This window comes from Bacillus sp. BS1807G30 (assembly GCF_040047675.1).
In the GTDB taxonomy this organism is placed as follows: domain Bacteria; phylum Bacillota; class Bacilli; order Bacillales; family Bacillaceae; genus Bacillus; species Bacillus altitudinis.
The window spans coordinates 2,071,188-2,096,774 of record NZ_CP157353.1 but is presented as its reverse complement, the minus strand read 5'-3'; the positions used below and the strand labels follow the sequence as shown (position 1 = coordinate 2,096,774).

The 25,587-nt window shown below is 40.6% G+C and carries 30 protein-coding genes and 2 riboswitches; of the genes, 24 read left to right on the top strand and 6 right to left on the bottom strand.

Annotated features, from left to right (window positions below; translation table 11 throughout):
• Nucleotide 1 precedes the first annotated feature (1 nt).
• A complete protein-coding gene (locus tag ABG082_RS10715) occupies nt 2-886 on the bottom strand; it encodes a DUF1002 domain-containing protein (RefSeq protein WP_008344446.1) in 885 nt (294 codons plus the stop codon).
• Nucleotides 887-1,207: 321 nt separating this feature from the next.
• On the opposite strand from ABG082_RS10715, the gene ABG082_RS10710 reads away from it, so the two are divergent.
• Entirely contained in the window at nt 1,208-1,645 is a 438-nt protein-coding gene (locus ABG082_RS10710) for a peptidylprolyl isomerase (protein WP_007501040.1), read from the top strand.
• 30 nt (nt 1,646-1,675) lie between these two features.
• On the opposite strand, the gene ABG082_RS10705 is transcribed toward ABG082_RS10710, so the two are convergent.
• Nucleotides 1,676-2,941, bottom strand: a complete 1,266-nt coding sequence (locus tag ABG082_RS10705; protein WP_348936086.1) for an MFS transporter — start codon at nt 2,939-2,941, stop codon at nt 1,676-1,678.
• Between the two features lie 247 nt (nt 2,942-3,188).
• Between ABG082_RS10705 and ABG082_RS10700 the strand changes: the two genes are divergently transcribed.
• The 7 genes from ABG082_RS10700 to ABG082_RS10670 all read left to right on the top strand — a co-directional run bounded on the left by ABG082_RS10700 (nt 3,189) and on the right by ABG082_RS10670 (nt 7,537).
• The gene (locus ABG082_RS10700; protein ID WP_050827369.1) at nt 3,189-3,770 is read left to right on the top strand and encodes a TetR/AcrR family transcriptional regulator; all 582 of its coding nucleotides are present in this window, start codon (nt 3,189-3,191) and stop codon (nt 3,768-3,770) included.
• Nucleotides 3,771-3,970: 200 nt separating this feature from the next.
• Nucleotides 3,971-4,207: a DUF2164 domain-containing protein gene (locus ABG082_RS10695; protein ID WP_017359788.1), complete on the top strand. Its 237-nt coding sequence runs from the start codon at nt 3,971-3,973 to the stop codon at nt 4,205-4,207.
• A gap of 234 nt (nt 4,208-4,441) precedes the next feature.
• On the top strand, nt 4,442-4,786 hold the full coding sequence (locus tag ABG082_RS10690; protein ID WP_008344451.1) for a hypothetical protein: 345 nt from the start codon (nt 4,442-4,444) through the stop codon (nt 4,784-4,786).
• Between the two features lie 114 nt (nt 4,787-4,900).
• Nucleotides 4,901-5,042: riboswitch (FMN riboswitch) on the top strand.
• Between the two features lie 251 nt (nt 5,043-5,293).
• Nucleotides 5,294-5,944 (top strand): riboflavin synthase, encoded by a 651-nt coding sequence (ribE, locus tag ABG082_RS10685; RefSeq protein WP_026050106.1) that lies wholly within the window; start codon nt 5,294-5,296, stop codon nt 5,942-5,944.
• Nucleotides 5,945-5,955: 11 nt separating this feature from the next.
• Nucleotides 5,956-6,579 carry a 3,4-dihydroxy-2-butanone-4-phosphate synthase gene (gene ribB, locus ABG082_RS10680; protein WP_008344453.1) on the top strand — a complete coding sequence of 208 codons (624 nt, stop codon included), beginning with the start codon at nt 5,956-5,958 and terminating at the stop codon, nt 6,577-6,579.
• 26 nt (nt 6,580-6,605) lie between these two features.
• Nucleotides 6,606-7,070 carry a 6,7-dimethyl-8-ribityllumazine synthase gene (gene ribE, locus ABG082_RS10675; protein ID WP_007501031.1) on the top strand — a complete coding sequence of 155 codons (465 nt, stop codon included), beginning with the start codon at nt 6,606-6,608 and terminating at the stop codon, nt 7,068-7,070.
• Between the two features lie 113 nt (nt 7,071-7,183).
• A complete protein-coding gene (locus tag ABG082_RS10670; protein ID WP_008344455.1) occupies nt 7,184-7,537 on the top strand; it encodes a GNAT family N-acetyltransferase in 354 nt (117 codons plus the stop codon).
• A gap of 219 nt (nt 7,538-7,756) precedes the next feature.
• Here ABG082_RS10670 and ABG082_RS10665 read toward each other — a convergent pair whose 3' ends face one another.
• Together ABG082_RS10665 and ABG082_RS10660 are read right to left on the bottom strand one after the other, a co-directional pair.
• Entirely contained in the window at nt 7,757-8,281 is a 525-nt protein-coding gene (locus tag ABG082_RS10665; protein WP_348936085.1) for a DUF309 domain-containing protein, read from the bottom strand.
• Between the two features lie 88 nt (nt 8,282-8,369).
• A complete protein-coding gene (locus ABG082_RS10660) occupies nt 8,370-8,462 on the bottom strand; it encodes a YjcZ family sporulation protein (RefSeq protein WP_008359694.1) in 93 nt (30 codons plus the stop codon).
• Between the two features lie 210 nt (nt 8,463-8,672).
• On the opposite strand from ABG082_RS10660, the gene ABG082_RS10655 reads away from it, so the two are divergent.
• The 15 genes from ABG082_RS10655 (at nt 8,673) to ABG082_RS10585 (ending at nt 22,482) form a co-directional block, all read left to right on the top strand.
• Nucleotides 8,673-9,431: a segregation/condensation protein A gene (locus tag ABG082_RS10655; protein ID WP_007501021.1), complete on the top strand. Its 759-nt coding sequence runs from the start codon at nt 8,673-8,675 to the stop codon at nt 9,429-9,431.
• Nucleotides 9,421-10,014 (top strand): SMC-Scp complex subunit ScpB, encoded by a 594-nt coding sequence (gene scpB, locus ABG082_RS10650; RefSeq protein WP_008344462.1) that lies wholly within the window; start codon nt 9,421-9,423, stop codon nt 10,012-10,014. Before ABG082_RS10655 ends, scpB begins: the two co-directional genes overlap by 11 nt.
• A gap of 113 nt (nt 10,015-10,127) precedes the next feature.
• Nucleotides 10,128-10,607 (top strand): YpuI family protein, encoded by a 480-nt coding sequence (locus ABG082_RS10645; RefSeq protein WP_254505569.1) that lies wholly within the window; start codon nt 10,128-10,130, stop codon nt 10,605-10,607.
• A 110-nt stretch (nt 10,608-10,717) separates the two neighbouring features.
• Nucleotides 10,718-11,869 (top strand): D-alanyl-D-alanine carboxypeptidase family protein, encoded by a 1,152-nt coding sequence (locus ABG082_RS10640; RefSeq protein WP_019743085.1) that lies wholly within the window; start codon nt 10,718-10,720, stop codon nt 11,867-11,869.
• Nucleotides 11,857-12,444 (top strand): nucleoside recognition domain-containing protein, encoded by a 588-nt coding sequence (locus tag ABG082_RS10635; RefSeq protein ID WP_007501015.1) that lies wholly within the window; start codon nt 11,857-11,859, stop codon nt 12,442-12,444. The genes ABG082_RS10640 and ABG082_RS10635 overlap by 13 nt, the downstream gene beginning before the upstream one ends.
• Before the next feature lie 4 nt (nt 12,445-12,448).
• The gene (locus ABG082_RS10630) at nt 12,449-12,985 is read left to right on the top strand and encodes a spore maturation protein (protein ID WP_019743084.1); all 537 of its coding nucleotides are present in this window, start codon (nt 12,449-12,451) and stop codon (nt 12,983-12,985) included.
• Nucleotides 12,986-13,119: 134 nt separating this feature from the next.
• The gene (gene rluB, locus ABG082_RS10625) at nt 13,120-13,854 is read left to right on the top strand and encodes a 23S rRNA pseudouridine(2605) synthase RluB (protein ID WP_008344472.1); all 735 of its coding nucleotides are present in this window, start codon (nt 13,120-13,122) and stop codon (nt 13,852-13,854) included.
• A 90-nt stretch (nt 13,855-13,944) separates the two neighbouring features.
• Entirely contained in the window at nt 13,945-14,475 is a 531-nt protein-coding gene (locus tag ABG082_RS10620) for a thiol-disulfide oxidoreductase ResA (protein WP_008344474.1), read from the top strand.
• A gap of 1 nt (nt 14,476) precedes the next feature.
• Nucleotides 14,477-16,156: a cytochrome c biogenesis protein ResB gene (locus tag ABG082_RS10615; protein WP_146271176.1), complete on the top strand. Its 1,680-nt coding sequence runs from the start codon at nt 14,477-14,479 to the stop codon at nt 16,154-16,156.
• On the top strand, nt 16,140-17,318 hold the full coding sequence (ccsB, locus tag ABG082_RS10610; protein WP_048003377.1) for a c-type cytochrome biogenesis protein CcsB: 1,179 nt from the start codon (nt 16,140-16,142) through the stop codon (nt 17,316-17,318). The genes ABG082_RS10615 and ccsB overlap by 17 nt, the downstream gene beginning before the upstream one ends.
• A gap of 86 nt (nt 17,319-17,404) precedes the next feature.
• Nucleotides 17,405-18,127: a response regulator transcription factor gene (locus ABG082_RS10605; protein ID WP_003215596.1), complete on the top strand. Its 723-nt coding sequence runs from the start codon at nt 17,405-17,407 to the stop codon at nt 18,125-18,127.
• On the top strand, nt 18,124-19,905 hold the full coding sequence (locus tag ABG082_RS10600; protein WP_017359776.1) for an ATP-binding protein: 1,782 nt from the start codon (nt 18,124-18,126) through the stop codon (nt 19,903-19,905). Before ABG082_RS10605 ends, ABG082_RS10600 begins: the two co-directional genes overlap by 4 nt.
• A 202-nt stretch (nt 19,906-20,107) precedes the next feature.
• Nucleotides 20,108-20,668 (top strand): RNA polymerase sigma factor SigX, encoded by a 561-nt coding sequence (sigX, locus tag ABG082_RS10595; protein WP_007501006.1) that lies wholly within the window; start codon nt 20,108-20,110, stop codon nt 20,666-20,668.
• Nucleotides 20,628-21,734 carry a hypothetical protein gene (locus ABG082_RS10590; RefSeq protein WP_017367519.1) on the top strand — a complete coding sequence of 369 codons (1,107 nt, stop codon included), beginning with the start codon at nt 20,628-20,630 and terminating at the stop codon, nt 21,732-21,734. The genes sigX and ABG082_RS10590 overlap by 41 nt, the downstream gene beginning before the upstream one ends.
• A gap of 100 nt (nt 21,735-21,834) precedes the next feature.
• Nucleotides 21,835-22,482 carry a M23 family metallopeptidase gene (locus ABG082_RS10585; RefSeq protein WP_026050105.1) on the top strand — a complete coding sequence of 216 codons (648 nt, stop codon included), beginning with the start codon at nt 21,835-21,837 and terminating at the stop codon, nt 22,480-22,482.
• 33 nt (nt 22,483-22,515) lie between these two features.
• On the opposite strand, the gene serA is transcribed toward ABG082_RS10585, so the two are convergent.
• Nucleotides 22,516-24,090, bottom strand: a complete 1,575-nt coding sequence (gene serA, locus ABG082_RS10580; RefSeq protein WP_008344488.1) for a phosphoglycerate dehydrogenase — start codon at nt 24,088-24,090, stop codon at nt 22,516-22,518.
• A gap of 287 nt (nt 24,091-24,377) precedes the next feature.
• Nucleotides 24,378-24,510, top strand: a riboswitch (FMN riboswitch).
• A 149-nt stretch (nt 24,511-24,659) separates the two neighbouring features.
• Between serA and ABG082_RS10575 the strand changes: the two genes are divergently transcribed.
• Complete coding sequence (locus tag ABG082_RS10575; protein WP_019744031.1) at nt 24,660-25,241, top strand: ECF transporter S component; 582 nt, start codon at nt 24,660-24,662, stop codon at nt 25,239-25,241.
• 34 nt (nt 25,242-25,275) lie between these two features.
• Here ABG082_RS10575 and ABG082_RS10570 read toward each other — a convergent pair whose 3' ends face one another.
• Nucleotides 25,276-25,524: a ferredoxin gene (locus tag ABG082_RS10570; RefSeq protein ID WP_008344492.1), complete on the bottom strand. Its 249-nt coding sequence runs from the start codon at nt 25,522-25,524 to the stop codon at nt 25,276-25,278.
• Nucleotides 25,525-25,587: the final 63 nt, after the last annotated feature.

Here is a 25,587-nt window from a genome sequence, read left to right as displayed (position 1 = left end):
TTTATTTTCCACCAGTAAATACAGAGACGATCGCGTTCCAAATGGAGACAAAGAAATCCCAAATTTTCTGTAGAAGGTTTTTCCCTTCATCTGATTCTATGAATTTTGTAATCTTGTCTTTTGCTTTATCAATTTGAGATCCGACTTGTTTCCAATCGATATTGATATTTTTCATTTTATCGAAGAGAGAGACAAGTTGATCTTTTTGGTCCTGCGTCAGATTTAAGTTCAAATCAGAAGCGGCTTGATCTACTTTTTCTTCCACTTCTTTTGTTGTTTTAGGAACTCCATTTTTGGCAATGTCATCTTTGATTTTTGCAATCAGAGCAGAAGCATTGTCTTTTCCAATAGAGTCACCCAATTTAGATGTTGTTACAAGCTCTTCGTTAGCCACCTGTTTCACATCTTCGGGAATGGCTTTGTCGCTTGACACCTCATAGGCTTTTAATAAACCTGTCAATGCTGCTGTGCCAGATACTTCAAACGGCGCCGTCACGACAACCTTTGCATCTTTCACGCCTGCGGTCATTAAAGCATTTAAATACATCTCATCTGTAATGGTCTTAATGTTATGTGTATCCACAGTCAGACCCGTACCTGATTTTTCAATGGTGATGGATGAAGATGATAATGCTCTCGTCCCGATAGAAGAACGAGGGATATACTTTCCTAAATATTCATGCTCTTCTTTATTGGTTACTTCAATTTTTGTCGCATTTTCAGGTGGATTCAACTCGTCAAGCACCTTCTGGCGATCAGCCGGTGTTAAGTCTTGCCCGAGTGTGACGATGACATCGCCGACAGCTGCATCCGCTAAGCTGACTTTTGGCGCACCAATCAGTAAAAGGAGCGCTGCCATCATACCAAGCATTGTTTTTTTAAACATGTTGACCTCCTTCAAGTCGAAAGCGTTTCTCGATGGTGAGAAACTCATCTTTTGAGTACATGATTTGAATCGTACTCCATCATATAGACGTAACAAATCAGTCTGACGTTTCAATTATCTTTTAAAGATGTTTGAAACCTCCAATATGATGAAGTGTTTTGCTCAGTCTGTGATCATTTCCTTAGGAGAAAAGGATCAAGCTCTTTTATTTTATCAATGTTGGCAAAAGAGGTAAATCACATTAGGTAAGCAGGGGATGTTTAACATGACCGAAAATGTGCTATAATGAGCGTTGTTTAACCTGAAAGGAGAATGTGAAAAATGGCGAAAAAAGGATACATACAATTAACGAATGGAAAGAAAATTGAGTTTGAACTTTACCCAGAGGCTGCTCCAGGTACAGTAGCAAACTTTGAAAAATTAGCGAATGAAGGCTTCTACGATGGATTGAAATTCCACCGCGTGATCCCAGGGTTCGTAAGCCAAGGCGGCGATCCAAACGGTAATGGAACTGGAGGACCTGGTTACACAATTAAATGTGAAACAGAAGGAAACCCTCATCAGCACGAGAGAGGTTCATTATCAATGGCACACGCTGGTAAAGACACTGGCGGCAGCCAATTCTTTATCGTACATGACCCACAGCCGCACTTAAACGGTGTTCACACTGTTTTTGGCAAAGTAACATCTGGTATCGAAGCTGTTCTTGATATGGAACAAGGACAAGGCATGGAAAAAGTCGAAGTTATCGATGCTTAATCCAAAACACCGCTTAATTGCGGTGTTTTTTTATTTTAAATCTGATGTTCCTGTGATCTGTGCCGTGAAGCGGTAGGTGATCATCCAATATAAAAGGGCTAAGGCGCTGATAGAGGCTCCAAATAAACATACCCCATTCCAGCCAGCGTTTGCGTATATGTTAGTTGATACAATAGAACCGAGCGCACTGCCGAGGGAATAAAAAATCATATAAGCAGCAGTCAGCCGGCTTCTCGCCTCAGGCCGGACCATGAAAATCATACTTTGATTGGTCACATGAACGGCCTGCACAGATAGGTCAAGAATGACGATACCAACGATTAATAAAATGAGGGAATATTCAGTGAAAAAAATAAAACACCATGAAAAGAGTAATAGGACAAGGGCGATGCACGTTGTTAACTGTCCTAAGCCTCGATCAGCAAGGCTTCCAGCTCGAGCGGCACCTAATGCTCCGGCAACTCCAGCAAGGCCAAATGCACCAATCGCCGTATGTGACAGATTGTATGGCGTAGTGCTGAGAGGCAGCACAAGTGAAGTCCACAGCGTGCCAAACACAACAAAGATCAGAAAACCCAGTACGCCACGAATACGTAGAATTCGTTCTTGTCTGAACAATATAAACATTGAAGCGAGCAAGTTCACATAGGATATGGAGACTCTCTTGTTGTCAGCACGAGGAAGATACCGGTACAACACGCCAGTGATGATCAGCATCATCACGCCGGAAACGAGATAGACTGATCTCCAGCCGGCGAGATCGGTTAGTACACCAGCAAACGTTCGTGCGAGAAGAATACCAATCACAATTCCACTTTGAACCAAGCCCACTATGCGGCCACGTTCTTCAGGAGCGGCCCATGTCGCTGCGAATGCTACGAGTACCTGAGTGACTACAGCGAGCAGTCCCACCGCAGCTAGTCCTATGAACAGGACGGTGGCGGTAGGGGCGATACTGACTAGAATGAGAGATAACACGGATACTAGCATTTGAGCTACGATGAGCCGCCGTTGGTTGAACAGATCACCAAGTGGTACGATCAGTAGCAGTCCTAGCGCATAACAAAGCTGAGTAATCGTAATGACCATACCAACGGATGAATAGCTGATACCAAACTCGGATGCGAGGGAGTCTAATAATGGCTGTGCAAAGTATATGTTTGAAACTGCCATCCCGGAGGCTGTCGCAAACAGTAGAGCCATATTGCGAGTCATCGTTGATCGGGTGGTTATTTGTAAATGAGTCGTTTCCAGATCAGAATGTTCAACGGCATTCATTTTTCTTTTTTCATGCATGTCATCATCTCCTTTTGTACTAAAGAGTATAATATACTGTTAGGTATAAAATAATTCCTGTTAAAGATAACCATAGAAACGTTTTAAAGTCAAGATGATGTAGTGAAGATCTTGAGAGAGGCAGTCAATTTGACAATGATATGTCAATAAAATAAAATGATAATATACCGATAAGTAAAAAATATCCTTATAAGAAATAGATGATTGATCTAGTGAGAGATTTTTATGATAGAAATGAGGGTTGATGATGGTTCGACAACGGGAATTTGATGAGGAAAAAGCGTTAGATGAGGCTTTGTTGCTTTTTTGGGAGAAAGGGTACAGAGCCACTACATTAAGCGACTTAACTGCAAAAATGGGAATACAGCGGCCGAGCTTATACTCAGCGTTCGGTGATAAAGAGGAATTGTTTGAAGCAGCATTACGCAAATATACAACTCAGCATGCAGCACATATTCGATCAAAACTGCAAAACAATCTGTCTGCAAAGGAAGCATTTCGTACATTATTTACTGAATTAGTAGAAGAGGAATATGGAGATGGGCCGAGTAAAGGGTGCTTCTGCATCAATACAATAGTCGAACTTGCCCCCCACGAAGAGAAATTTGAAATTCTCACAAGAGAGCATCAAATGTATCTTTCGGTCATTTTTGAAGAAAAAATTGTACAAGGTATTCGCTCGGGTGAGCTCGAAAGCAGTCTGAATGCCAAAGCCTTAGCACAGGCGCTGGTCGTTTCTTTTATTGGACTTACAGTCCTCATGAAATCTCGCCCAGAGCGTTCATTTGTAGATCATTCTATAGCGACGATACTATCCATATTGAAATAAATAGTCTATATAAAAAAAGCGTATTTTGATCAATGGATTAAAACACGCTTTTTCTTTTAGGGTGTGATGGACACGTTTTTGTGATATGATAAGAGAACAAACATTCGTATTCGTGAGTGTCACCATATGCAGCTCTAAAAATAAGTGAAAGTGCAAATCTAAAAAGCGTGTGATCATGCTGAAAGAAAGCAGGAGATACTTTGAAACCATTAACAAAAGAAGAAAAAAACCAGATGATGATTGCTATTCAGCGTTACTTTGCCGAAGAACGAGAAGAGGAGATTGGTGAATTAGCAGCCATCAATATATTAGAATTTATCACAAAACATCTTGGAAGCTACTATTATAATCAAGGGGTTCGTGACAGCCGAAATATCGCTGTTCAAAGATCTCAATTGTTAGAGGAAGATCTATTCGCACTAGAGAAAAGAATATAATCAAAAAGCTCGTCTATCTTATTCACCCTGCTAACAGATAAAGAGGAAAAAAGACCCCCTTAATAAAGAACGCATATTCGTATCATATGTAATGATGAAAAGGTGGAACCAAAAGTCCATTTGAATCGTTATATAAGTAACCATTAATGAAAATCAGCTTTTTTGGTTTTATTTCATCAAAAGAAGGAATAGAACATACAAATAGGCGAAGTGCAGATGATGGAGGTTCTAAATATGGGGAAAATCAAATTAAAAATCGCAATCTTATTTGTTTTACTGCTTTGTTTAGGCGCAGGTTATTTATACATGAATGGTATGAAAATTGAAGATGTGCCAACAGCCATCGGCGAAAGCTTAACAAATAATGACAAAGATTACACAATCTATGAATATACCATTACAAAAATTGATGGTGATGAGTATTACGGTCAAGCCAAAAATGGCACGAAAATCATTTTTAATGGAAAGAAATTTGAAGATGATGTGGCCGATCTGAAAAAAGGCGATCGTATTAAAGCATACTTTAGTAATGAAAAAAGAATAGACGGTCTTATAAAAGTAGTAAAAGTCGTCAATTAACAAGTCTCCTTTCCTATAAGGAGGCTTTTTTTATGAACAGGTGAATAAATCTTGATTGTTGCATTTGACAACAAGGATCGCTATAATAGCCCCTAAGGACAGCTAAATATCGATTGTATCCTTCGGGGCAGGGTGAAAATCCCGACCGACGGTAATAAAGCAAATGCTTTACAGCCCGTGACCCGTTAATTTATTAACGGTTGATTCAGTGAGAAGCTGAAGCCGACAGTGAAAGTCTGGATGGGAGAAGGATAACGAAAGCTATGTATGAACAAAAATAAGTGTTGATCATAGTTTTATTTCTAATGCAAAAAAACCACAGCCCCGGAATTTTTCCGGGGCTTTCTGTATGTCAATATAGTCATCGCATGCAGTGTTTATTAGGTGATCCCTCATTTACCTTGTATGGACCATAAAAAGCGACGAAGGTGTTCAATCGATCACATGTCCCAAACATCGCTTTTTCATAAAGTGAGAAATACAAAAGAAAGAGAAAGGGAGGATCACATGTTTACGGGGATTATTGAAGAAGTGGGTACAGTCCAGTCATTGAGCAAAAGATCCGCAGATGCCATGGAAATCATCATCAAGTGCAGTCGTGTACTAGAAGATGTTCACCTAGGCGATAGTATCGCCATCAATGGCGTTTGTCTCACTGTTACAAGCTTCACAAAAGAACAGTTTGCGGCAGATGTGATGCCTGAGACGGTCAAAGCGACATCACTTGATCAGCTTGCACCAGGTAGCCAAGTGAATTTAGAGCGAGCGATGTCCTCAAATGGACGATTCGGCGGTCATTTTGTTTCAGGCCATGTTGATGGAACGGCTGTGATTACCCGTGTAGAAAAGAAGAGTAATGCCATTTACTATGATTTGAAAATGGACAAGACCCTCACAGATATGCTTACAAAAAAGGGATCGATCGCAATAGACGGCGTCAGCTTGACTATTTTCGATTTGCGAGATGCTCACGTGACAGTTTCTATCATTCCACATACGCTTGAAGGAACTATTTTCCCGACTAAATCTATGGGGGATGTAGTAAATATTGAATGTGACATGATCGGTAAATACATTTATCGCTTTTTAACAAAAGAGCAAAACGAAAAGCAGCCATCACGATTAACCCCATCATTTTTAAAAGAGCACGGATTCTAGGAGGCGATTGTATGTATCATTCAGTTGATGAGGCAGTAAATGCCCTGAAACGAGGAGAAATCATTATCGTAGTAGATGATGAAGACAGAGAAAATGAAGGAGACTTTGTGGCACTTGCTGAGCATGCAACGCCGGAAGTCATTAACTTCATGGCTTTACATGGAAGAGGTCTTATTTGCACACCAGTTCATGCTTCGATTGCGAAACACTTGGATCTGCATCCTATGGTCGAGCGAAATACGGATGCACATCATACAGCATTTACAGTAAGCATCGACCATACGTCAACAACAACTGGTATAAGTGCTTTTGAGCGCTCAACGACCATTTTGGCCATGTTAAATAAAGAGTCAAAACCAGAAGATTTTGCCCGCCCAGGTCATGTTTTCCCTCTTATTGGGAAAGAGGGAGGCGTAGTAGAAAGACCAGGTCATACAGAAGCGGCCATTGATCTTGCTAAACTTGCGGGTTCAGTGCCAGCGGGTGTCATATGTGAAATTATGAATGCAGATGGAACCATGGCCCGTGTACCCGAACTGCAAAAAATTCAAAAAGAACACGATTTAAAGATGCTGACGATTGAAGCATTGCAGGCATATATAAACAAGCAAACAACGACAATGAAAACAAAATAAAAATCACAAAAAAGGATGATGAACATATGAATACAATACAAGGGAATGTAGTAGCAGAAGGATTAAAGTTTGGAATCGTCGTCGCTAGATTTAATGATTTCATTACAAGCAAACTGCTAGACGGAGCAGAAGATACATTGCTTAGACACGGAGCAAACGGTGACGATATTGATGTCGTGTGGGTGCCGGGGGCTTTTGAAATTCCGTATATGGCAAAAAAACTAGCAGAAACAAAAAAATATGATGCAGTCATTACACTTGGAACCGTGATTCGCGGGGCAACATCACATTACGATTATGTTTGTAATGAAGCGGCTAAAGGAATCGCACAAAGTGCCATCTCAACAGGGGTGCCGATTATCTTTGGTGTACTGACAACAGAATCTATTGAACAAGCCATTGAAAGAGCCGGTACAAAGGCTGGAAATAAAGGCAGTGAATCGGCTGCAGCTGCTATTGAAATGGCCAACCTAAATCGAACGTTTCGTTAATTTGATGAAAAAGAGTTTAAAAACAACCTAAAAGTGTTTATAATGTGTGATGAGCAAGTGATTCATAAGACATTTGCTGGAAAATAGGATAATTTTAATATTGAGGGGTATATATGTTAATTCGTTACAAGAGGTCTTTTGAAAAAATTGCCATGGGACTCCTGTCCTTTATGCCGGGTGAGAAAGACGTCAAACAGCTTCAGCAGACGATAAAGTCGTATGAAATGGATGAAGATCGGCAGCTGTTCCTTTGGAAAGATGGTGAGGATATCGTCGGTGCGATTGGTGTGCTGAAAACAGACGACCAAGTACAAATCGAACATATTAGTGTCAATCCGTCCCATCGTGACCAAGGCATCGGCAAGGAAATGGTATTAGCCGTGGAAGAAGTATTCAAAACGAAAACACTCATTCCAAATGAATTAACGCAAGGCTTCTTTCATAAGTGTCACAGTGAAACAAACTAAATATCACACATGTAAAAGCAGAGGTTATATGCCTCTGCTTTAGATTGTTGACAAATGGCTAAAATGAACTTGATTTTAGCCATTTGTCTTCTTTTCAGCGTGATAGAAAACCTTTGCAGTCTAGGAAGGACGAGTACTGGAGCGAATTCGATATTCGTGAGCACCGGCACGCAGGACTGACACCGAATGCGAGGGTTTGTCTACACGCTGAAGCAGAGGTTATATGCCTCTGCTTTTTTTACGTTCCATCTGTTTTTCACGTTCAAGCAATACGTCCGTTCGATCACGCAGTCTATGCTTTTCAATTAAGAATGTATGGGATAAGTTGCTCTCCTGTCCGAAGGTTAAGCCTTCATTTTGGGCCATCTCTTGGCATAAAGAAAGAAGCGTTTCATCTCGGATTGGCAGCATCACACTTTCGTAGGGCATGTCTTCATCGATTTTCTTTTTCAGTGTTCTCAGCAGTAAAAGAAATGCCTCTTCATCAAGACCTAATTCTGTTAGTATGTTCCGGTCCGAATCTAATATATGAAGGCTGTTTGAAATCAGCCGTTTTGCTCCTTTTCCATTCCCTCGTCTTTGATGATACAAAGCAACAGCAAGCTGAATGAGACCCACCCAGTACTTTTTGCGCTGATGAGGAGGATCTTCTTTCCAAAATTCTTCAAGAATTTCATGACACTCAAAATAATCTCTTGTCGTATGAAATTCATGTAAAAAAGCCACGTACGCTTTAGGATACACAGCGGTCATCTCCTTTTCCACTATCAGTCTAACATACCGAAAAGAAAAGAAGAAAGAGCGCCCCTTTATGAAAGGACGCTCTGTTTCTTTAATAAACCCAAGCCGCGCCAACGATGATCAGCAAGATGAACAGCACAACAATAAGCGCAAATCCTCCGCCGAAGTAATAACCATCTCCCATAATGTTACGGCCTCCTTTTTCATCAGTTCTGATTACAATGGTATTCTATGTATAAATGCCCTCATTGGTATGGGCGAATCCACTGTTTTTCTTTTTTTGCCTGCTGCCTCATGGTCGAAATTATATTGGACGAGAGCTTTATGGTGTCTTATACTAAAGGTTAGCCGATGAAAACGGTACTTAGAAGACAGTAGAAATGGTGAGAAAAGAATGCTGGAATATCAGGTGAAAATAGATTCGTTTGAGGGTCCTTTGGACTTGCTTTTACATTTAATTAACCGTTTGGAAATTGATATTTATGATATTCCCGTCGCTAAAATTACGGAGCAGTATTTATTATATGTCCACACGATGAGGGAGCTTGAACTTGATGTTGCAAGTGAGTATTTGGTGATGGCTGCAACCCTCCTGAGCATTAAAAGCAGAATGCTTCTCCCAAAACAAGAGGAAGAGCTGTTTGATGAAGACCTGATGGAAGAAGAAGAGGACCCTCGTGATGAGCTGATTGGCAAATTAATTGAATACCGCAAGTATAAAAATGCAGCGCAAGAACTGAAGGAACGTGAAGAAGAGCGGCAAAACGCCTTTACAAAACCACCAAGTGATTTAAGTGAATTTGCAAAAGAAGCAGAAGCGAAGGACACAAACTTACACGTCACGGTGTATGATATGTTAGGTGCGTTCCAAAAGGTATTGAACCGCAAAAAAATAACAAAACCAGCACCATCAAAGATTACAAGACAAGAAATCCCGATTGAAGACAAAATGAATGAGATTATGAACCATTTAAGAAAAACAAAAAAGCGGACCAATTTCATGACTTTATTTCAACATGATCAAAAGGAACACCTTGTCGTGACATTTCTTGCTGTTCTCGAATTGATGAAGAGCCATCAAATCATGCTGGAGCAGGAAGGAAACTTTGAAGATATTTATATCATAGGGAGTGAAACGATTCATGACGCTTGATATCGTGAATTGGAAAGCCATCTTAGAAGCGCTGCTATATGCAGCAGGTGACGAAGGCTTAACAAGAAAACAGCTCATGTCTGTTCTTGAAGTTGATGAGGCAGCATTGCTTGATATTATGTCTGCCGTAAAAGAAGAATATCAAAAACAAGAACGAGGAATTGAGCTCATTGAATATGCAGATTCATATATGCTGCTGACGAAAAAAGAATACAGCGTATATTTAAAAAAATTAGTAGAGACACCATCGAAAGGTTTGTCACAGGCAGCGCTAGAAGTGCTCGCCATTGTCTCGTATAAACAACCGATTACACGCAGCGAAGTCGAGGAGATCAGAGGCGTTAAATCAGAACGAGTGCTACATAGTTTAGTTGCCAAAGCACTGCTCTGTGAAGTAGGACGTGCCGATGGACCGGGACGAGCGATCCTTTATGGGACAACACCTACCTTTTTAGAGCAATTTGGTTTAAAAGCCTTAGATGAATTGCCGCCACTTCCAGAGAATGTGGAAGCAGATGGGGTGCAAGAAGAGGCTGATCTCTTTTTTGAAAACTTCAATCAAACATTTGAAGAGATAAAATAGTTCAAAATAAGGAAAAATGTATGATAAAATATAACAAAGATTTTAGGTCTAAAACCTTTGTTTGAAAGATAAAATGGTGACAAAGCCATGAGGGGAAGGTAAACACGAAACAAATGGCACATATGAATGTAAAGGCTCAAGTTGATCAAGCAGGCGTTTTTTTATCAAAGGTTGCAGTTGAAATGAATGATTTTCTGAACGAAGCTACCTTATCAAGCTTGAAACGATTAAACCCGGAAGCGGAAGCCTATTATTGTGACATATTAAGTACATTGCGGAAGCTTGCAGTTTATAGCGAGGATGCCGCGGCGGTTTGCAGGAAAATCGGGCAGCAGCAGACATTCCCGCAGCAAGCCGCACAGCAGACGCTTCATCGTATTTATCATCAATGTATTGAAGAGTTTTTTACACCAAAAAAGGATACATGGTATGAAGATAGCCGTTCAGCCTACACAGGAAAAAGCTGCATTGTTTTCCATCATGAAGTATCGGCTGAAGTCAAATGTTTGTTTTCTTCATTAGAAAAAGAGTTTTTAACGATGAGAGAAGAGCTGGAATATACAACATCTCATCAGCAAATGAAAATGGTATAAAGAAGACAAGGCAACTCTCACATGAGAGTTGCTTTTTTTTATGGACGAGGCATCATAACTTTTTCAGCCGCGCATACACTTGTACAAAACGGACAAGGACGTGAATGAACATGCCCTATTTAAAAATTGGAACAGCAGTCCTTCTTCTATTGACACTCTTACTGCCTTTTTCCTCACACGCTCAAGCAGACATTTCATTATCGGTGAGTGCGAGAAGCGCCATTTTAATAGATGGACAGTCAGGCAGAGTCCTATTTGGAAAGGACGAGCACGAAAAAAGAAGAATCGCCAGTATCACAAAAATTATGACGGCTGTATTAGCCATTGAATCAGGAAAAATGAACGACATGGTCAAAGTGTCAAAACGTGCGATTCAAGCGGAAGGTTCTTCGATTTATTTAAAGGAAGGACAGAAGGTGAGCTTAGAAGACTTGACATACGGGCTCATGCTGCGCTCTGGAAATGATGCAGCTGTTGCCATTGCAGAACATGTTGGTGGCAGCTTAGAAGGCTTTATTTTTATGATGAACCAAAAGGCCTCTGAACTAGGCATGGAGAATACGAATTTTCAAAATCCGCATGGACTCGATGATCATAAAAACCATTATTCATCAGCTTATGATATGGCAATCTTAACGAAATACGCCATGAAGCATCAGCAATATCAAAAAATTGCCGGTACCACCTTTTATAAAGCAAAAACAATCGAAGGTTATTGGAAAAACAAAAACAAGCTGCTCACTGGTTTATATCAATATTCGACTGGAGGGAAGACAGGATATACAAAACTTGCAAAACGCACGCTTGTCTCCACAGCTGCAAAAGGAGATGCTGCGCTCATTGCTGTGACGATTAATGCACCGGATGATTGGAAGGATCACATCTCAATGTTTGAGTATGCATTTGATCACTATAAAACGTATGTGCTTGCTGAAAAAGGCAGGCTCGCTTCGTTAAAAGGGACTTTTTACGAAAAAAAAGCGTTTATTAAGCGGGATGTGGACTATTTTTTAAATGAAGATGAGAAAAAACTAGTGGAAATCGAAACGGAAATGCTGACGCCTGAAAAGAAATGGGAGAAAAACAAAGAAGCGATCCCAGATGTAGTAGGGAAAATGACGTTCTTACTCGATGGTCAGGTGATTGAGCAAGTCCCCATTTTTTATGAAAATAAACGCAACCGAATGCCTCAAAAAAGCTTTCAAGAAATGTTTAAGTCTGTCTTTCAGACATCGATAGGCGGATCTTCATGGTCAATCTGATCTGGGTATTCCTCACGGTCATCGGTCTTGTCTATGCAATGTTTAACGGAACGATGCATGAAGTGAACGAAGCTGTTTTTAAAGGATCAAAAGAAGCGGTCACCATTTCAATTGGGTTGATTAGTGTTCTTGTATTCTGGCTAGGATTGATGAAGATCGCAGAAGAAGCGGGGTTGTTACATTTCTTTAGTAAATTATGCCGGCCCTTTATCTCAAAACTATTTCCTGAGATTCCTGCGAATCATCCAGCGATGGGGTATATTCTGTCCAATCTCATGGCAAATTTCTTTGGCCTTGGCAATGCCGCCACTCCACTTGGGATTAAGGCGATGGAGCAGATGAAAGCATTAAATGGCGGAAAAAATGAGGCGAGCCGGTCTATGATCACTTTTTTAGCAGTCAATACATCTTCTATCACACTTGTGCCAACGACTGTCATTGCCATTCGTATGACCTATGGCGCAGATCAGCCAACAGATATTGTAGGTCCAACCATTTTGGCGACACTTATTTCAGGTATCGGTGCGATTATGATTGATCGCTATTTCCACTATCGCAGAAGCAGGCGGGGGTGATCTTGTGGCATTTATTAACTGGCTGTCACTTGCTTTGATTCCACTGATCATCGCAGGAATATTGATTGCAGGGACGATTAAAAAAGTACCGACGTACGAAACATTTGTAGAAGGCGGGAAAGAAGGCATTCAAATTGCCTTTTCAATCATTCCGTATTTAGTCGGTATGCTTGTCGCCATTACGATTTTCCGAGCATCAGGTGCCCTTGACTTTGTCATGGAATTATTGAAACCTGTGTTTACAGCGATTGGTATTCCTACAGAAGTGGTGCCGCTAGCTTTGATACGCCCTATATCAGGAACAGCGGCGCTTGGTATGACATCAGACTTAATTGCGACTTATGGTCCAGATTCTTTTATCGGCAAGCTTGCCGCCGTTATGCAAGGGTCAACAGATACGACCCTTTATATTTTAACCGTCTATTTTGGAGCAGTTGGTATTAAAAAAATGGGAGATGCACTGAAAGTGGGGCTGTTAGCAGACCTGATTGGGATCATTGCATCGATTATTATCGTCAGTTTGTTATTTAGCGGCGCCTAATCAGGTGCTTTTTTTATTTCGTGGATGGAAAACAGCTTTTTTGTTGAAATTAGACAGATGAAACGCTTATTTTTCCACGAATGCTTGTTTGTTTCAAGCCAAGCAAGTAAGATAGTACATGAGGTGAAAGACAAATGGAACGTTTACAGAAAGTAATTGCCCATGCCGGCGTCGCTTCTAGACGAAAGGCTGAAGAATTAATTAAAGAAGGACGAGTTACCGTTAATGGTGAAACAGTGACAGAGCTCGGAGTAAAGGTGGGCTCTTCAGATAAAATTGAAGTCAATGGCTTAAAGCTTGAAAGAGAAGAACCGGTTTACTTTATGCTTTATAAACCGCGCGGCGTCATTTCAGCTGCCGAGGATGATAAAGGACGCAAAGTCGTGACAGACTTCTTTGATGATGTTCCGCAGCGTCTGTATCCAATCGGCCGGTTGGATTATGATACGAGCGGTTTAATTTTGATTACAAATGATGGCGAATTTGCCCATAAGCTCATGCATCCGAAATATCAAATTGATAAAACGTATGCAGCGAAACTAAAAGGCATCCCTTCAAAAGAATTGCTTAGAAAGTTAGAAAAAGGAATCATGTTAGACCATAAAAAAACAGCACCTGCCCGTGCCAAAATGCTTTCGATTGATAAACGAAAGCAAACATGTATTGTGCAATTAACCATTCATGAAGGCAGAAACAGACAGGTTCGCCGCATGTTTGAAGCAATCGGACACGACGTTTTAAAACTCAAAAGAGAGCAATATGCTTTCCTTCATATTGAAGGCATGAGACCAGGAGATCGCAGAGAATTGACGCCGCATGAAGTAAAACGCCTAAGAGCGATTGCGGATCATGGGAAAAGCGCTTTTTAATTTTCACATAAACTTCAAAAAATGAAGAAGCATCAAAAGAAGGAGAATGCTATAATTTACCTGAATGTCTATGGGGAAGGGGTACTTCAGATGAAGAAAAGACGATTTTTCATACGGACGGGCATTCTCCTCGTGATGCTTGCTGCACTATGTTATACGATGTATAACTCAGTATTTGCCAAACAGGATCAAGTCAAAGAAGGATCTATTGCGCCTAACTTTGTCCTTCAATCGGTAGATGGGGAACGGATTGAATTAAAGGACTTAAAAGGCAAAGGCGTCTTTCTCAATTTTTGGGGTACATGGTGCGGTCCATGTAAGCAGGAATTCCCTTATATGGCAAATCAGTATGAAGTGTTCAAGGATCGCGGTGTCGAAATTGTTGCCGTGAATGTGGGGGAATCCAATATTGCTGTGAAGAACTTTATGGATGCTTATGGCGTGAATTTTCCTGTTGCCATGGACAAAGATCGTCAAGTGACAGAGGCATATGATATTACGCCGCTGCCAACCACATTTTTAATTAATCCTGAAGGCAAAGTAATCAAAGTCATAAAGGGAACGATGACAGAACGTAATGTCTATGAATATATGAATTTGATTAAACCAAAGGGGTCATAGAATGAAAGAGGTAAAGTGCGAGTGTGGACATATTAATCCAATCGGTACTGTTCTATGTGAATCATGCGGGAATCCCATTGCAGCAAAAGAGAAAAATTCATCAAAGCTGCTTGATATGAGATATGACGGCAGTGCAAGACGCTCGCAAACATACAACAAAACGATTGTTGATAAAGTATGGAACTTTTTTTCTTCCGTAAAAGTGGGTGTGTGGCTCATTGTCATCACACTGTTAGCTTCTTCGCTAGGAACTATTTTTCCGCAGGAGCGGTTTATTCCGCCAGGTGCATCAGCTTCCACTTATTATGAGGAGCAGTATGGGTCGTTTGGCAAGTTATATTACATCCTTGGATTCCATGATCTTTATAATTCTTGGTGGTTTTTAGCCCTTGTCGCATCTATCGGAATTTCCCTTGTGATTTGCAGCCTTGATCGAGTGATTCCACTTTATCGTGCACTCAAAAATCAAGGGGTTGTCAAAAAAGAAGGTTTTATGAGAAGGCAGCGTCTTTTCAGCGAAACAAACAAAACATTAGATCAACATACATATGAAGGCATCGTTAGTAAGATGAAACAAAAGCGTTACCGCGTACGAGAAGAAGATGGACATATTTTAGCTGAAAAAGGCCGCTTTTCCCGCTGGGGACCTTACGTCAATCATATTGGATTAATTATATTTCTCATTGGATCCATGCTCCGGTTTGTTCCGGGAATGTACGTGGATGAAACATTATGGGTAAGAGAAGGCGAAACGGCACCAATCCCAGGGACGGGAGGCCAATACTTCTTAAAGAATAACGCGTTTTCAATTGACCGCTATGAATCTGAAAAAGAAAAAGAAGTCTTTGAAAATGCGATTGAAAAGGCTGGCGATGGTCAAGTCGTCAAAAGTTATAAAACCGATGCCGTTTTATACAAACGTGAAGGGGAAGTTGTTTTTGGTGAAAAGCCAAAGCTAAAGCAGGTAACAGAACACGATATTAAAGTGAATGAACCGCTTAAGTTTGACAATTTCTCATTATATCAAGTGGATTTTAAACAAAATGAACTCGATCAAATGGTCTTTCAGCTGATTCGAAAAGATACTGAGAAATCTTTCGGAACAGTGAAGATTAATCTGCTGGAGCCTAAGTCAGAATATGATCTTGGTAGCGGTTACAAAGTCAAGGTGATGAGTTATTTGCCTGATTTTTATTTTGACGAAGATGGCACACCTAGTACGAAAACGAGGAATCCAAATAATCCTGCGTTCGTATTTGAAATGATCTCTCCTGAAAAACCAAAAGGTGAAAAAAGCTTTGTCGCAATTCAAGAGACAGTAGAGGGTTCTGATAACAATCTTTATAAAATGAAATTTGACCGGGTTGAAACAAAAAACGTGACAGGTTTAACGGTTCGAAAAGACTTAACACTCGGGGTACTTATTATTGGCGGAATCATCTTTATGATTGGTGTCGTACAAGGGATGTACTGGCAGCATAGAAGAATCTGGCTGTCGGCAAAGGATGGAAAAGTATTTGTGGCAGGACATACAAACAAAAACTGGTTCGGCTTAAAGTCTGATCTTAAGGTGTTGCTGCACGGCAGTGGCATCAAACAGCCAGTGGATCAAAAAGAACTGCCTGATACAACAAGTATCAGCAAAAGCAAGGGGGAAGGGTTAGATGGCGGCAGTCAGTGAAAACCTGTTATTTGCAGCTTTTCTATTTTATTTAGCGGCAGTTCCTTTTTTTGGAGGGGCCATTAAAGGAAAAAAGAAAGAAGAGGGTCCGCGCAAAAATAAGGCGGCACTTATCGGCATAACGCTCACCATCATTGGTTTTTTGAGTCAATTTGGCTATTTTATTTCAAGGTGGATCGCGTCTGGTCACGCACCAGTCAGTAATCTGTTTGAATTCACCACAGCCTTTGGCATGATGCTGGTGCTCGCATTTATTATTTTATATTTTGTCTATCAAGTGTCTGTGCTAGGTTTATTCACACTTCCAATCGCTTTATTAATCATTGCTTATGCAAGCATGTTTCCATCGGATATTTCACCGCTGATTCCTTCGCTTCAAAGTAATTGGCTATATATTCACGTCACGACAGCAGCGCTTGGTCAAGCCATTTTGGCGATCAGTTTTGTGGCAGGTGTGATTTTTCTTTTGAAGCATGTCGATCAAACAAAACCGGGGAAGAAAACCTTTGGCTTAGAGCTGGTCATGTTTATGATTGTGGTCACCCTTGCATTTATCGCTGTCACGTCCATCTTTAGAATGACAGGGTATGAAGCGGAATTTAATTGGGTAGATAAAAATAAAGAAGAGAGCGTCATGGTCTATGAGCTGCCTGCCTTAGTAGGACCTCATAAAGGAGAACTTATCACAAAAGATCGTTTAGAGCCTGTGGTTGATCTGCCGCCTGTTTTTTCAGGTAGAAAGGTGAATACAGTGCTGTGGTCATTTGGCGTTGGGCTGATCATTTATGGACTGCTAAGATTGATCATTCGCAAACGACTAAGTGCGCTGCTTCAGCCGCTCGTAAGACAGGTGAATCTTGATTTAGTCGATGAAATTGGATACAGGGCTGTTTCCATAGGATTCCCTGTATTTGCGTTAGGCGGTCTTATTTTTGCGATGATCTGGGCACAAATTGCATGGACGAGATTCTGGGGATGGGACCCGAAGGAAGTATGGGCTTTAATTACATTTTTATTTTACGCCGCCTATCTCCACCTTCGGTTATCACGAGGCTGGCATGGTGAAAAGTCCGCTTGGCTTGCTGTGATCGGATTTGCGATCATTATGTTTAACCTCATCTTTGTCAACCTAGTGATTGCGGGGCTTCATTCTTACGCGTAATCGCATGAAAAAGGCCAACTTTTATGATTCGATTCGGCTTTTTGTTAAAATGTATGTAACAACGGAGAAAGCAGGAGGATTGTCTAATGGAACACACAACTCAAACGAAAATATTAGTCGTCGATGATGAGGCAAGAATTCGTCGCCTTTTAAAAATGTATTTAGAACGGGAAAATTATGAAATTGATGAAGCGGAAAATGGGGATGAGGCCATTCAAAAAGGACTTCAAACCGATTATGACCTCATTTTGCTTGATTTAATGATGCCTGGGACAGATGGGATCGAAGTGTGTAATCAAATTCGAGATAAAAAAGCCACACCAATTATTATGCTGACAGCAAAAGGTGAGGAAGCCAACCGTGTGCAAGGTTTTGAGGCAGGAACGGATGATTATATCGTCAAACCTTTCAGTCCGCGTGAAGTGGTTCTTCGTGTGAAAGCACTGTTAAGAAGATCGTCTCAAACGTCATATCTCAATACTGGAACAACCACAAAAGATGTTCTTGTGTTTTCTCATCTATCCATTGATCATGATGCACACCGGGTCACTGCAGATGGAAAAGAAGTTAGCCTCACGCCGAAGGAATACGAACTTTTGTACTTCTTAGCAAAAACGCCGGATAAGGTCTATGACAGGGAAAAGCTTCTCAAAGAAGTGTGGCAGTATGAATTCTTTGGGGATCTGAGAACAGTGGATACCCACGTCAAAAGGCTACGCGAAAAACTAAATAAAGTGTCACCAGAAGCAGCGAAAAAAATCGTGACAGTATGGGGTGTCGGGTACAAATTTGAGGTCGGCGCTGAATGAAGCTGTGGAAAAGTGTCGTAGGAAAGCTATGGTTAACCATTCTTTTCCTCGTGCTCATTGTTTTATCGATTTTAACTGTGCTTCTTTTAGAGTTCATTGAGAATTACCATGTGGAAGAAGCAAAGTCTGATTTAACACAAATGGCCAACAAAGTAGCAGTCATTTTAGAAAGCCATGAGGATCAATCACTTGCAAGATCGATTACATCAGAACTAGCTGATAAATTGACAAGTATCGCGATTGTTCAAGAGGATGGACTAGAATGGTATTCGTCTGAAAAAGGCGGGAAGCTTCCTGCGATCACAAAAGAACAAATTGAAGCAGACAAAGATTTGAACAAAGCACTGACAGAACGAAAAAAAATCAGTAAACGAGCTGAATCTGATACAGGCAATCAGAAGGATGAACGCATTGTAGTAGGTGTTCCTTACGAGGCGAACGGAAAGAAAGGGATGGTCTTTCTTTCTCAATCCCTCCTCGCAGTAGAGCAGACAACAAAACATACGACGCGTTATATCTTCCTCGCAGCCGGAATTGCGATTGTGCTCACCACGATTTTCGCTTTCTTCTTATCCACTCGTGTCACCTATCCTCTCAGAAAGATGAGAGAGGGAGCACAAGATTTGGCGAAAGGGAAATTTGATACAAAGATTCCTATTTTAACGCAAGATGAAATTGGGGAACTGGCGATCGCCTTTAATCAAATGGGTAAGCAGCTTAAATTTCATATAACCGCTTTAAATCAAGAAAAAGAACATTTGTCCAACATTCTCAGCAGTATGGCAGACGGTGTCATCACGATCAATATTGATGGAACGATCCTCATGACAAACCCTCCTGCAGAAAGATTCTTGCAGGCTTGGTATTACGAGCAAAATATGAAGATCAAAGATGGGGATGAACTGCCGCCAGAAGCGCGTGAATTGTTTCATACTGCCGTCAGTACGGAAAAAGAGCAAATGATCGAAGTCACCCTGCAAGGGCGTACTTGGGTTCTTCTCATGTCTCCGCTTTATAACCAGCAAGATGTCAGAGGGGCGGTAGCGGTACTTCGCGATATGACAGAAGAGAGAAGACTTGATAAGCTAAGAAAAGACTTCATTGCAAATGTTAGTCATGAACTCCGCACACCTATTGCTATGCTGCAAGGCTATAGTGAAGCGATTGTCGATGACATTGCCGGATCAGAAGAGGAAAAGAAAGAGATTGCCCAAATTATCTATGATGAATCACTTCGAATGGGGCGTCTTGTGAATGATCTTCTCGATCTTGCACGTATGGAAGCTGGTCATATTACACTGAATCTTGAATCAACTGATACAGAAGAGCTAACTGAAAAAATCTACCGTAAATTCCTTGGAATTGCGAAAGAAAAACAAATCAACCTGACGTATGAAATTCAAGTAGAAGAACCGTATTTTGTATTTGATCCAGATAAAATAGAACAGGTTTTTACAAATCTCATCGATAATGCCATTCGTCATACACCTGAAGGCGGAGAAGTTCACTTCTCAGTTCAATCGGTGGAAAATGGGCTCAAGATGGATGTGAAAGATTCGGGAAGCGGCATTCCTGAAGAGGATCTCCCATTTATTTTTGAACGGTTCTATAAAGCAGATAAAGCAAGAACAAGAGGACGTTCCGGTACGGGGCTGGGCCTTGCGATTGTGAAGAACATCGTAGAAGCGCATCAAGGCTCCATTCATGCACATAGTAAAGCTGGAACAGGTACTCACTTTACTTTCTATATTCCGAAAAAAAAGCAGGAACTCGTCTAATCTTGACGAAGAATCTTGTTACATGAGAAACACTTCTTTTCGAAAGAAAATGAAGTGTTTTTTCTATTTTCATATTTTTAAGGAGAAGTTAAACAAAAAGCCCTTTCCAAATTGTCGATCTTGTAATATATTTGTCATAAAGTTGTAATGTAACGTTTTGTGAGAGTCACTCGACAAAAATAAGTGAACGGAGGGGTTTCCTATGCATGAAACCTTTCAAAAAATATATGATTCGTACCATCAAGATTTGTACCAATTTTTATTTTATATGGTAAAAGATAAAAATCAGGCAGAGGATCTCGTGCAGGAGGTTTACATTCGGGTACTTCACTCATATAAAACTTTTGAAGGAAGAAGCAGCGAGAAAACATGGCTGTTTTCAATTGCAAGGCATGTGGCAATTGACTGGTTTCGCAAACAGCAAACCATCAGACAACGGGTGCTCGGCACGTTTGATTGGGATAAACAGGATGTAAAAGATCCAGACCTGCTCCCAGATGAATTGGCTGTACAGGATGAAAATATCAAAGAAATTTATGCCGCACTTGATCATTGCACCATTGATCAACGAGCCGTCATCATTTTAAGGTTTATCCAAGGCTACTCAATCATGGAGACGGCCAAGGCGCTAAAGTTCTCGGAAAGCAAAGTCAAAACAACGCAGCACCGAGGCCTGAAAGTGCTCCGAAAACATATGGAGCTTTTGAAGGAGGAGCTAGTGAATGAAAACGAACAGGTCCAATTGGAGCGAAGAACGAATTAAAGTATTACTCAGTCAGCTTCCAAAGGTGGAGGACAACCGTTCATCTAAGCAGATTTACCAGCAAATGCTGATGGCAAGCGGGAAGAAAAAGAAAAGTGCCAGATGGATCGGTCCAGCGGTCGCAACCGTTGTGGTCTTATTTATGGCGTTTTTGATTTCTCCTCATTTATTTCAGCCGGCTGCTCAAGATATAAAGAAAGTGAAAATGGACTCGAGTGCTGAAAAAGGACAGGTGAATGCTACATTAGAGGCTGTAAAAAACACAAATGATCCTTCACATGTTGCTTATGCATCTGACAAAGAAAAGTATATGACGATTTCATACATAGATGAATCGACTTCTCAAGTTGTCCCAATCAGTATTCAAAAAGAAAATAAGCATGACGATGTGCAGGCGCTTCTTGATACATATGAAAAACTGGAGCTGCCTGAAATGACAAAACCTCTTCAAGCCTATATGGATATGGTGGATGTGAGTGAAAAAGGAGACACACTGATTTTTCAGCTGAAAAATGATTTGTCTCTTGATACATTAAAAGAAGCCAACCGTTTTAAAGACATGGTAAAAGAAACGTTAAAATGGAGCCAATATAAACAAGTACAGGTCAAGTCTGTCAATGGCTCGCACCTTCAATTAGGGACGAATGGCCGTCTTGGTACCATTTCAATTAATAAACAAACAAAGCACGCTTACTACGTTTTAGAAAATAAGAGCGGGACATTTTTGGTGCCCTCAAAAGATGATTATCCTTCTTATAAAGATGCGGTAGAGGCGATGAAGCGGGCGAATGATGCAGGACTCGATCCACTCATTAAAGAAGAGCCTATTCAAAAGGTGACATCAAAAGGAAAACATGCAACCATCACGTTTGGAGCATCAGCACAATTAACGGACTCAATTGATCATATTTTACTTATTGAAGGGCTGCTGCTCACAGCGAAAGATTTCGGTTTTACAGATGTCACGATACAAAATGCAGGAACAGATCAAGTAGGACCATATGAATTAAAAGAACCGCTAGAGGTACCGGCACTGCCAAACCCAGTTGTTATCAAAGAACGCTAAAGGACGCAACTTATTGCGTTCTTTTTTCATGTATAGAAAAGGGCTTCCTTGAGGTATACTAAGCTGTCATGAAAAGAACTTCAAAGAAGGGAAGTCACTGATGAAAAGGTATTGCTACATATGTGCTAGCTGTTTCTTGTTCTTGACCTTATCACCGTTTGCCCATGCAGAGAAAACAACCGAGTGGGTGGAACCAATCAAAGGTGAAGTCACTGATTTGTTTGGGACAAGAGGTGGTTCGCATAAGGGGTTAGACATTGCTGCACCAGAAGGAGAATCCATTTTTGCTGCAAGCGAAGGTGTGGTTACTCGTTCCTATGTATCTGCTACATATGGAGAAGTTGTATTTATTCGGCATCCCAATGGATATGAAACCGTCTATGCGCATTTAAATGCGCGTTTTGTGAAGAATGGTGATCATGTACAAACAGGGCAGCCGATCGGCATCATAGGCAACACAGGCGCTTCTAGGGGCACTCATTTGCATTTTGAGGTGCACAGGGGTAATTGGTCAGTTAATAAAGAAGATGCAGTAGATCCGCTCACAATCATTGCAAGAGATCGTTTCCAAGAGCCAGCCCTTCATGTAGATGGATATGAGAAACATACATATGTCATACAACGAGGGGACACGCTCTGGTCCATTGCTAAAGCACATCAAATGACCGTTGATCAATTGAAGAAAATCAATGCACTGACAAAGAATCTCATACGTACAGGTGAACGTTTAATCGTTTCAACAAAATAAACCTCATGCAAAAGCATGAGGTTTACCATTTTTTTATAGGTCAATCAGACGTACAGAAAGAATATCGCTCACTTTAGTTAACGTTTGGACAATTTCATCTTCAAGGTGCTTATCAAAAGAAAGCATCATGATGGCCTCGCCGCCTTTTTCTTTACGGCCTACTTGCATTGTTGCGATGTTCACATCGTGGTCGCCTAAAATCTTTCCAACTTGACCGATGACACCAGGTGCGTCAGTATGCTGAATATAGACAAGGTGCCCATCTGGGTAAAAGTCAATATTGAAACCATTAATAGAAACGACACGTTCACCTAGATGCGGGATATACGTTGCTTTTAATGTAAAGGTAGAAAGGTCACCTTTGACTTCAATGGAAATGCTGTTCTCATAGCCAGATTCGCTTGAAGAAATTTTCTCGCTAAAGCTAATGCCGCGTTCTTTTGCCACCATACCAGCATTGACTTCATTTACAGTTGAATCGACACGCTCTTTCAAAAAGCCAGAAAGCAGACTTTTTGTAATAAACGATGTTTCGAGTTTTGCGATAGATCCTTCATATGAAATGCTGACTTCTTTTACAGGTTCTCTCATCGATTGAGAAACAAGACGTCCAAGTTTTCCTGCAAATTGATGATAAGGCTGGATTTTTTTGAACTCGTCTTTTGTCATCGCTGGTAGATTAATAGATGACATGACCGGGAGTCCTTTTGCAAATTGAAGAACTTCTTCAGAGACTTGTGCCGCCACATTTAATTGTGCTTCTTTTGTAGATGCACCAAGATGCGGAGTGGCAATGACGTTTGGATGATCCACAAGTGGATTCTCAGTAGGTGGTTCTACTTCAAATACATCGAGAGCAGCCCCTGCGACATGACCATTTTCAAGTGCTTCAAGAAGGTCTCGTTCGTCAATGATGCCGCCACGTGCACAGTTCACTAGACGAACACCTTTTTTCGTTTTTGCGATTGTTTCTTTATTGAGAAGTCCTCTAGTTTCTTTTGTTAAAGGTGTATGTACTGTAATAATATCTGATACTTCAAGCACTTCATCAAGTGATTTTGCATTGACACCAATTTTTTCGGCACGTTCTTTTGTGAGGAAAGGGTCAAATACGTTGACCGTCATGCCAAATGCTCTTGCACGCTGGGCGATTTCACTTCCAATTCTGCCTAAGCCAACAATCCCAAGAGATTTTCCGTAAAGCTCAGCACCGACATATGCGCCTCTGTTCCATTCTTTTGATTTAACAGAAATATTCGCTTGAGGAATATGACGCATGAGAGATGAGATCATCGCAAACGTATGCTCTGCCGTTGAAATCGTATTTCCATTTGGTGCATTGATGACAATCACACCGTGTTTTGTTGCTTCATCAATGTCAATGTTGTCGACTCCCACACCGGCACGGCCAACAATTTTTAATGAAGTCATTTTTTCATAAAGTTCTTTTGTCACTTTTGTGGCACTTCTGACAAGTAAGGCATCAAACGTGTGTAATTCATCTTCTGCTTCTGTTACATTTTTTTGAACAATTTCAACAAAATCTGATTCTAATAGTGGTAAAAGACCATCATTGCTCATCTTATCTGAGACTAATACTCGAAACATCGTAAGATTTCCTCCTAAAATAAACGTCATAAATATCTGATAATTTACCATATTCCTTTTCACTGTGTCAATCAAATTAAAGCAGTAAAGCGAAAAAGAAAACACGAACATTTTTTAGTGTCTTGATCAAGAATGGACACCTTTAAACAAAAGATAACCAATTTTTACGCATTTGTCATTATAAATTTTAGGTTTTTTACGATTTCTTAAAACTGATGAATTTGCTCAGGATTTTTATCTGTACAAATGCTCATATATCATATATAATGATGTCGAATTGAATAATGATCAATCTTCGGGGCAGGGTGTAATTCCCTACCGGCGGTGATGAGGCATAGTCTCTAAGCCCGCGAGCCTTTTTTGGCAGGATTCGGTGTGATTCCGAAGCCGACAGTATAGTCTGGATGGGAGAAGATGGAGGTTCGTAAACGTTGAAAACATGTCTGTTTATACGTTTATTTGTGTAGCCTAAATTTCCCGCTCCTGTGTATGTATTCAGAGCGGTTTTTTTGTGGCTAAAATTGAACAATCCTCTTTTCGAAAGATTTGATCGAAAAGGAGAGAGAATATTGAATCAAAGTAGAGTAAAACGTTTAGTTGTTACCAGTATGCTTAGCAGTATTTCGTTTGTATTAATTTTATTAGATTTCCCTTTTCCGGGACTTCCAGCGTATTTAAAAATTGATTTTAGCGATATTCCGGCGATTATTGCGATTTTGATTTATGGGCCAGGTGCAGGGATTGCCGTTGAGGCTTTAAAAAATGTACTACATTACCTCATTCAGGGCAGTATGTCCGGTGTTCCTGTTGGGCAAGTAGCCAATTTCATTGCAGGCACATTATTCATTTTGCCAGTCGCTTTTATGTTTAAAAAAATCAAATCAGCAAGAGGAATGGCGTGGTCAATGGTCATCGGTACAGTGCTTATGACCGTCATGATGAGCATTTTAAATTACTTCTTGTTCCTTCCAGCGTACACATGGTTTTTAAACGCACCTGAACTATCAGATCATGCGCTTAAAACAACCATTACAGCAGGAATCTTACCTTTTAACTTTATTAAAGGAATCATCATCACCATTGTCTTTAGTTTCATTTTTGTCAAAATGCGTCCGTGGTTTGAAAATAAACGCCGACTTCAAAATAGTTAATATAAAAAAAGCCCCTTTTAAAGGGGCTTTTATCCTATTCATGCTTAAGTGGATCACCATCGAAAGTTTCGTCCGCAACTTTGATTGAGTCAGTTGGGCAACCTTCAAATGCATCAAGCATATCTTCTTCAAGTACTTCTGGAACTTCTACAGTCCCCTGATTGTCATCAAGCGTGACAAATGCAATGCCTTCATCATCATAATCATAAATGTCTGGAGCAGCTGCACCGCATGCGCCGCAAGCAATACATGTGTCTTTGTCTACAATTGTATATTTTGCCATGTTAAAAAAATACCTCCCAGATTGTTCGATGGAACAAATGGTTTAACCTTTTTAGTTTCACCG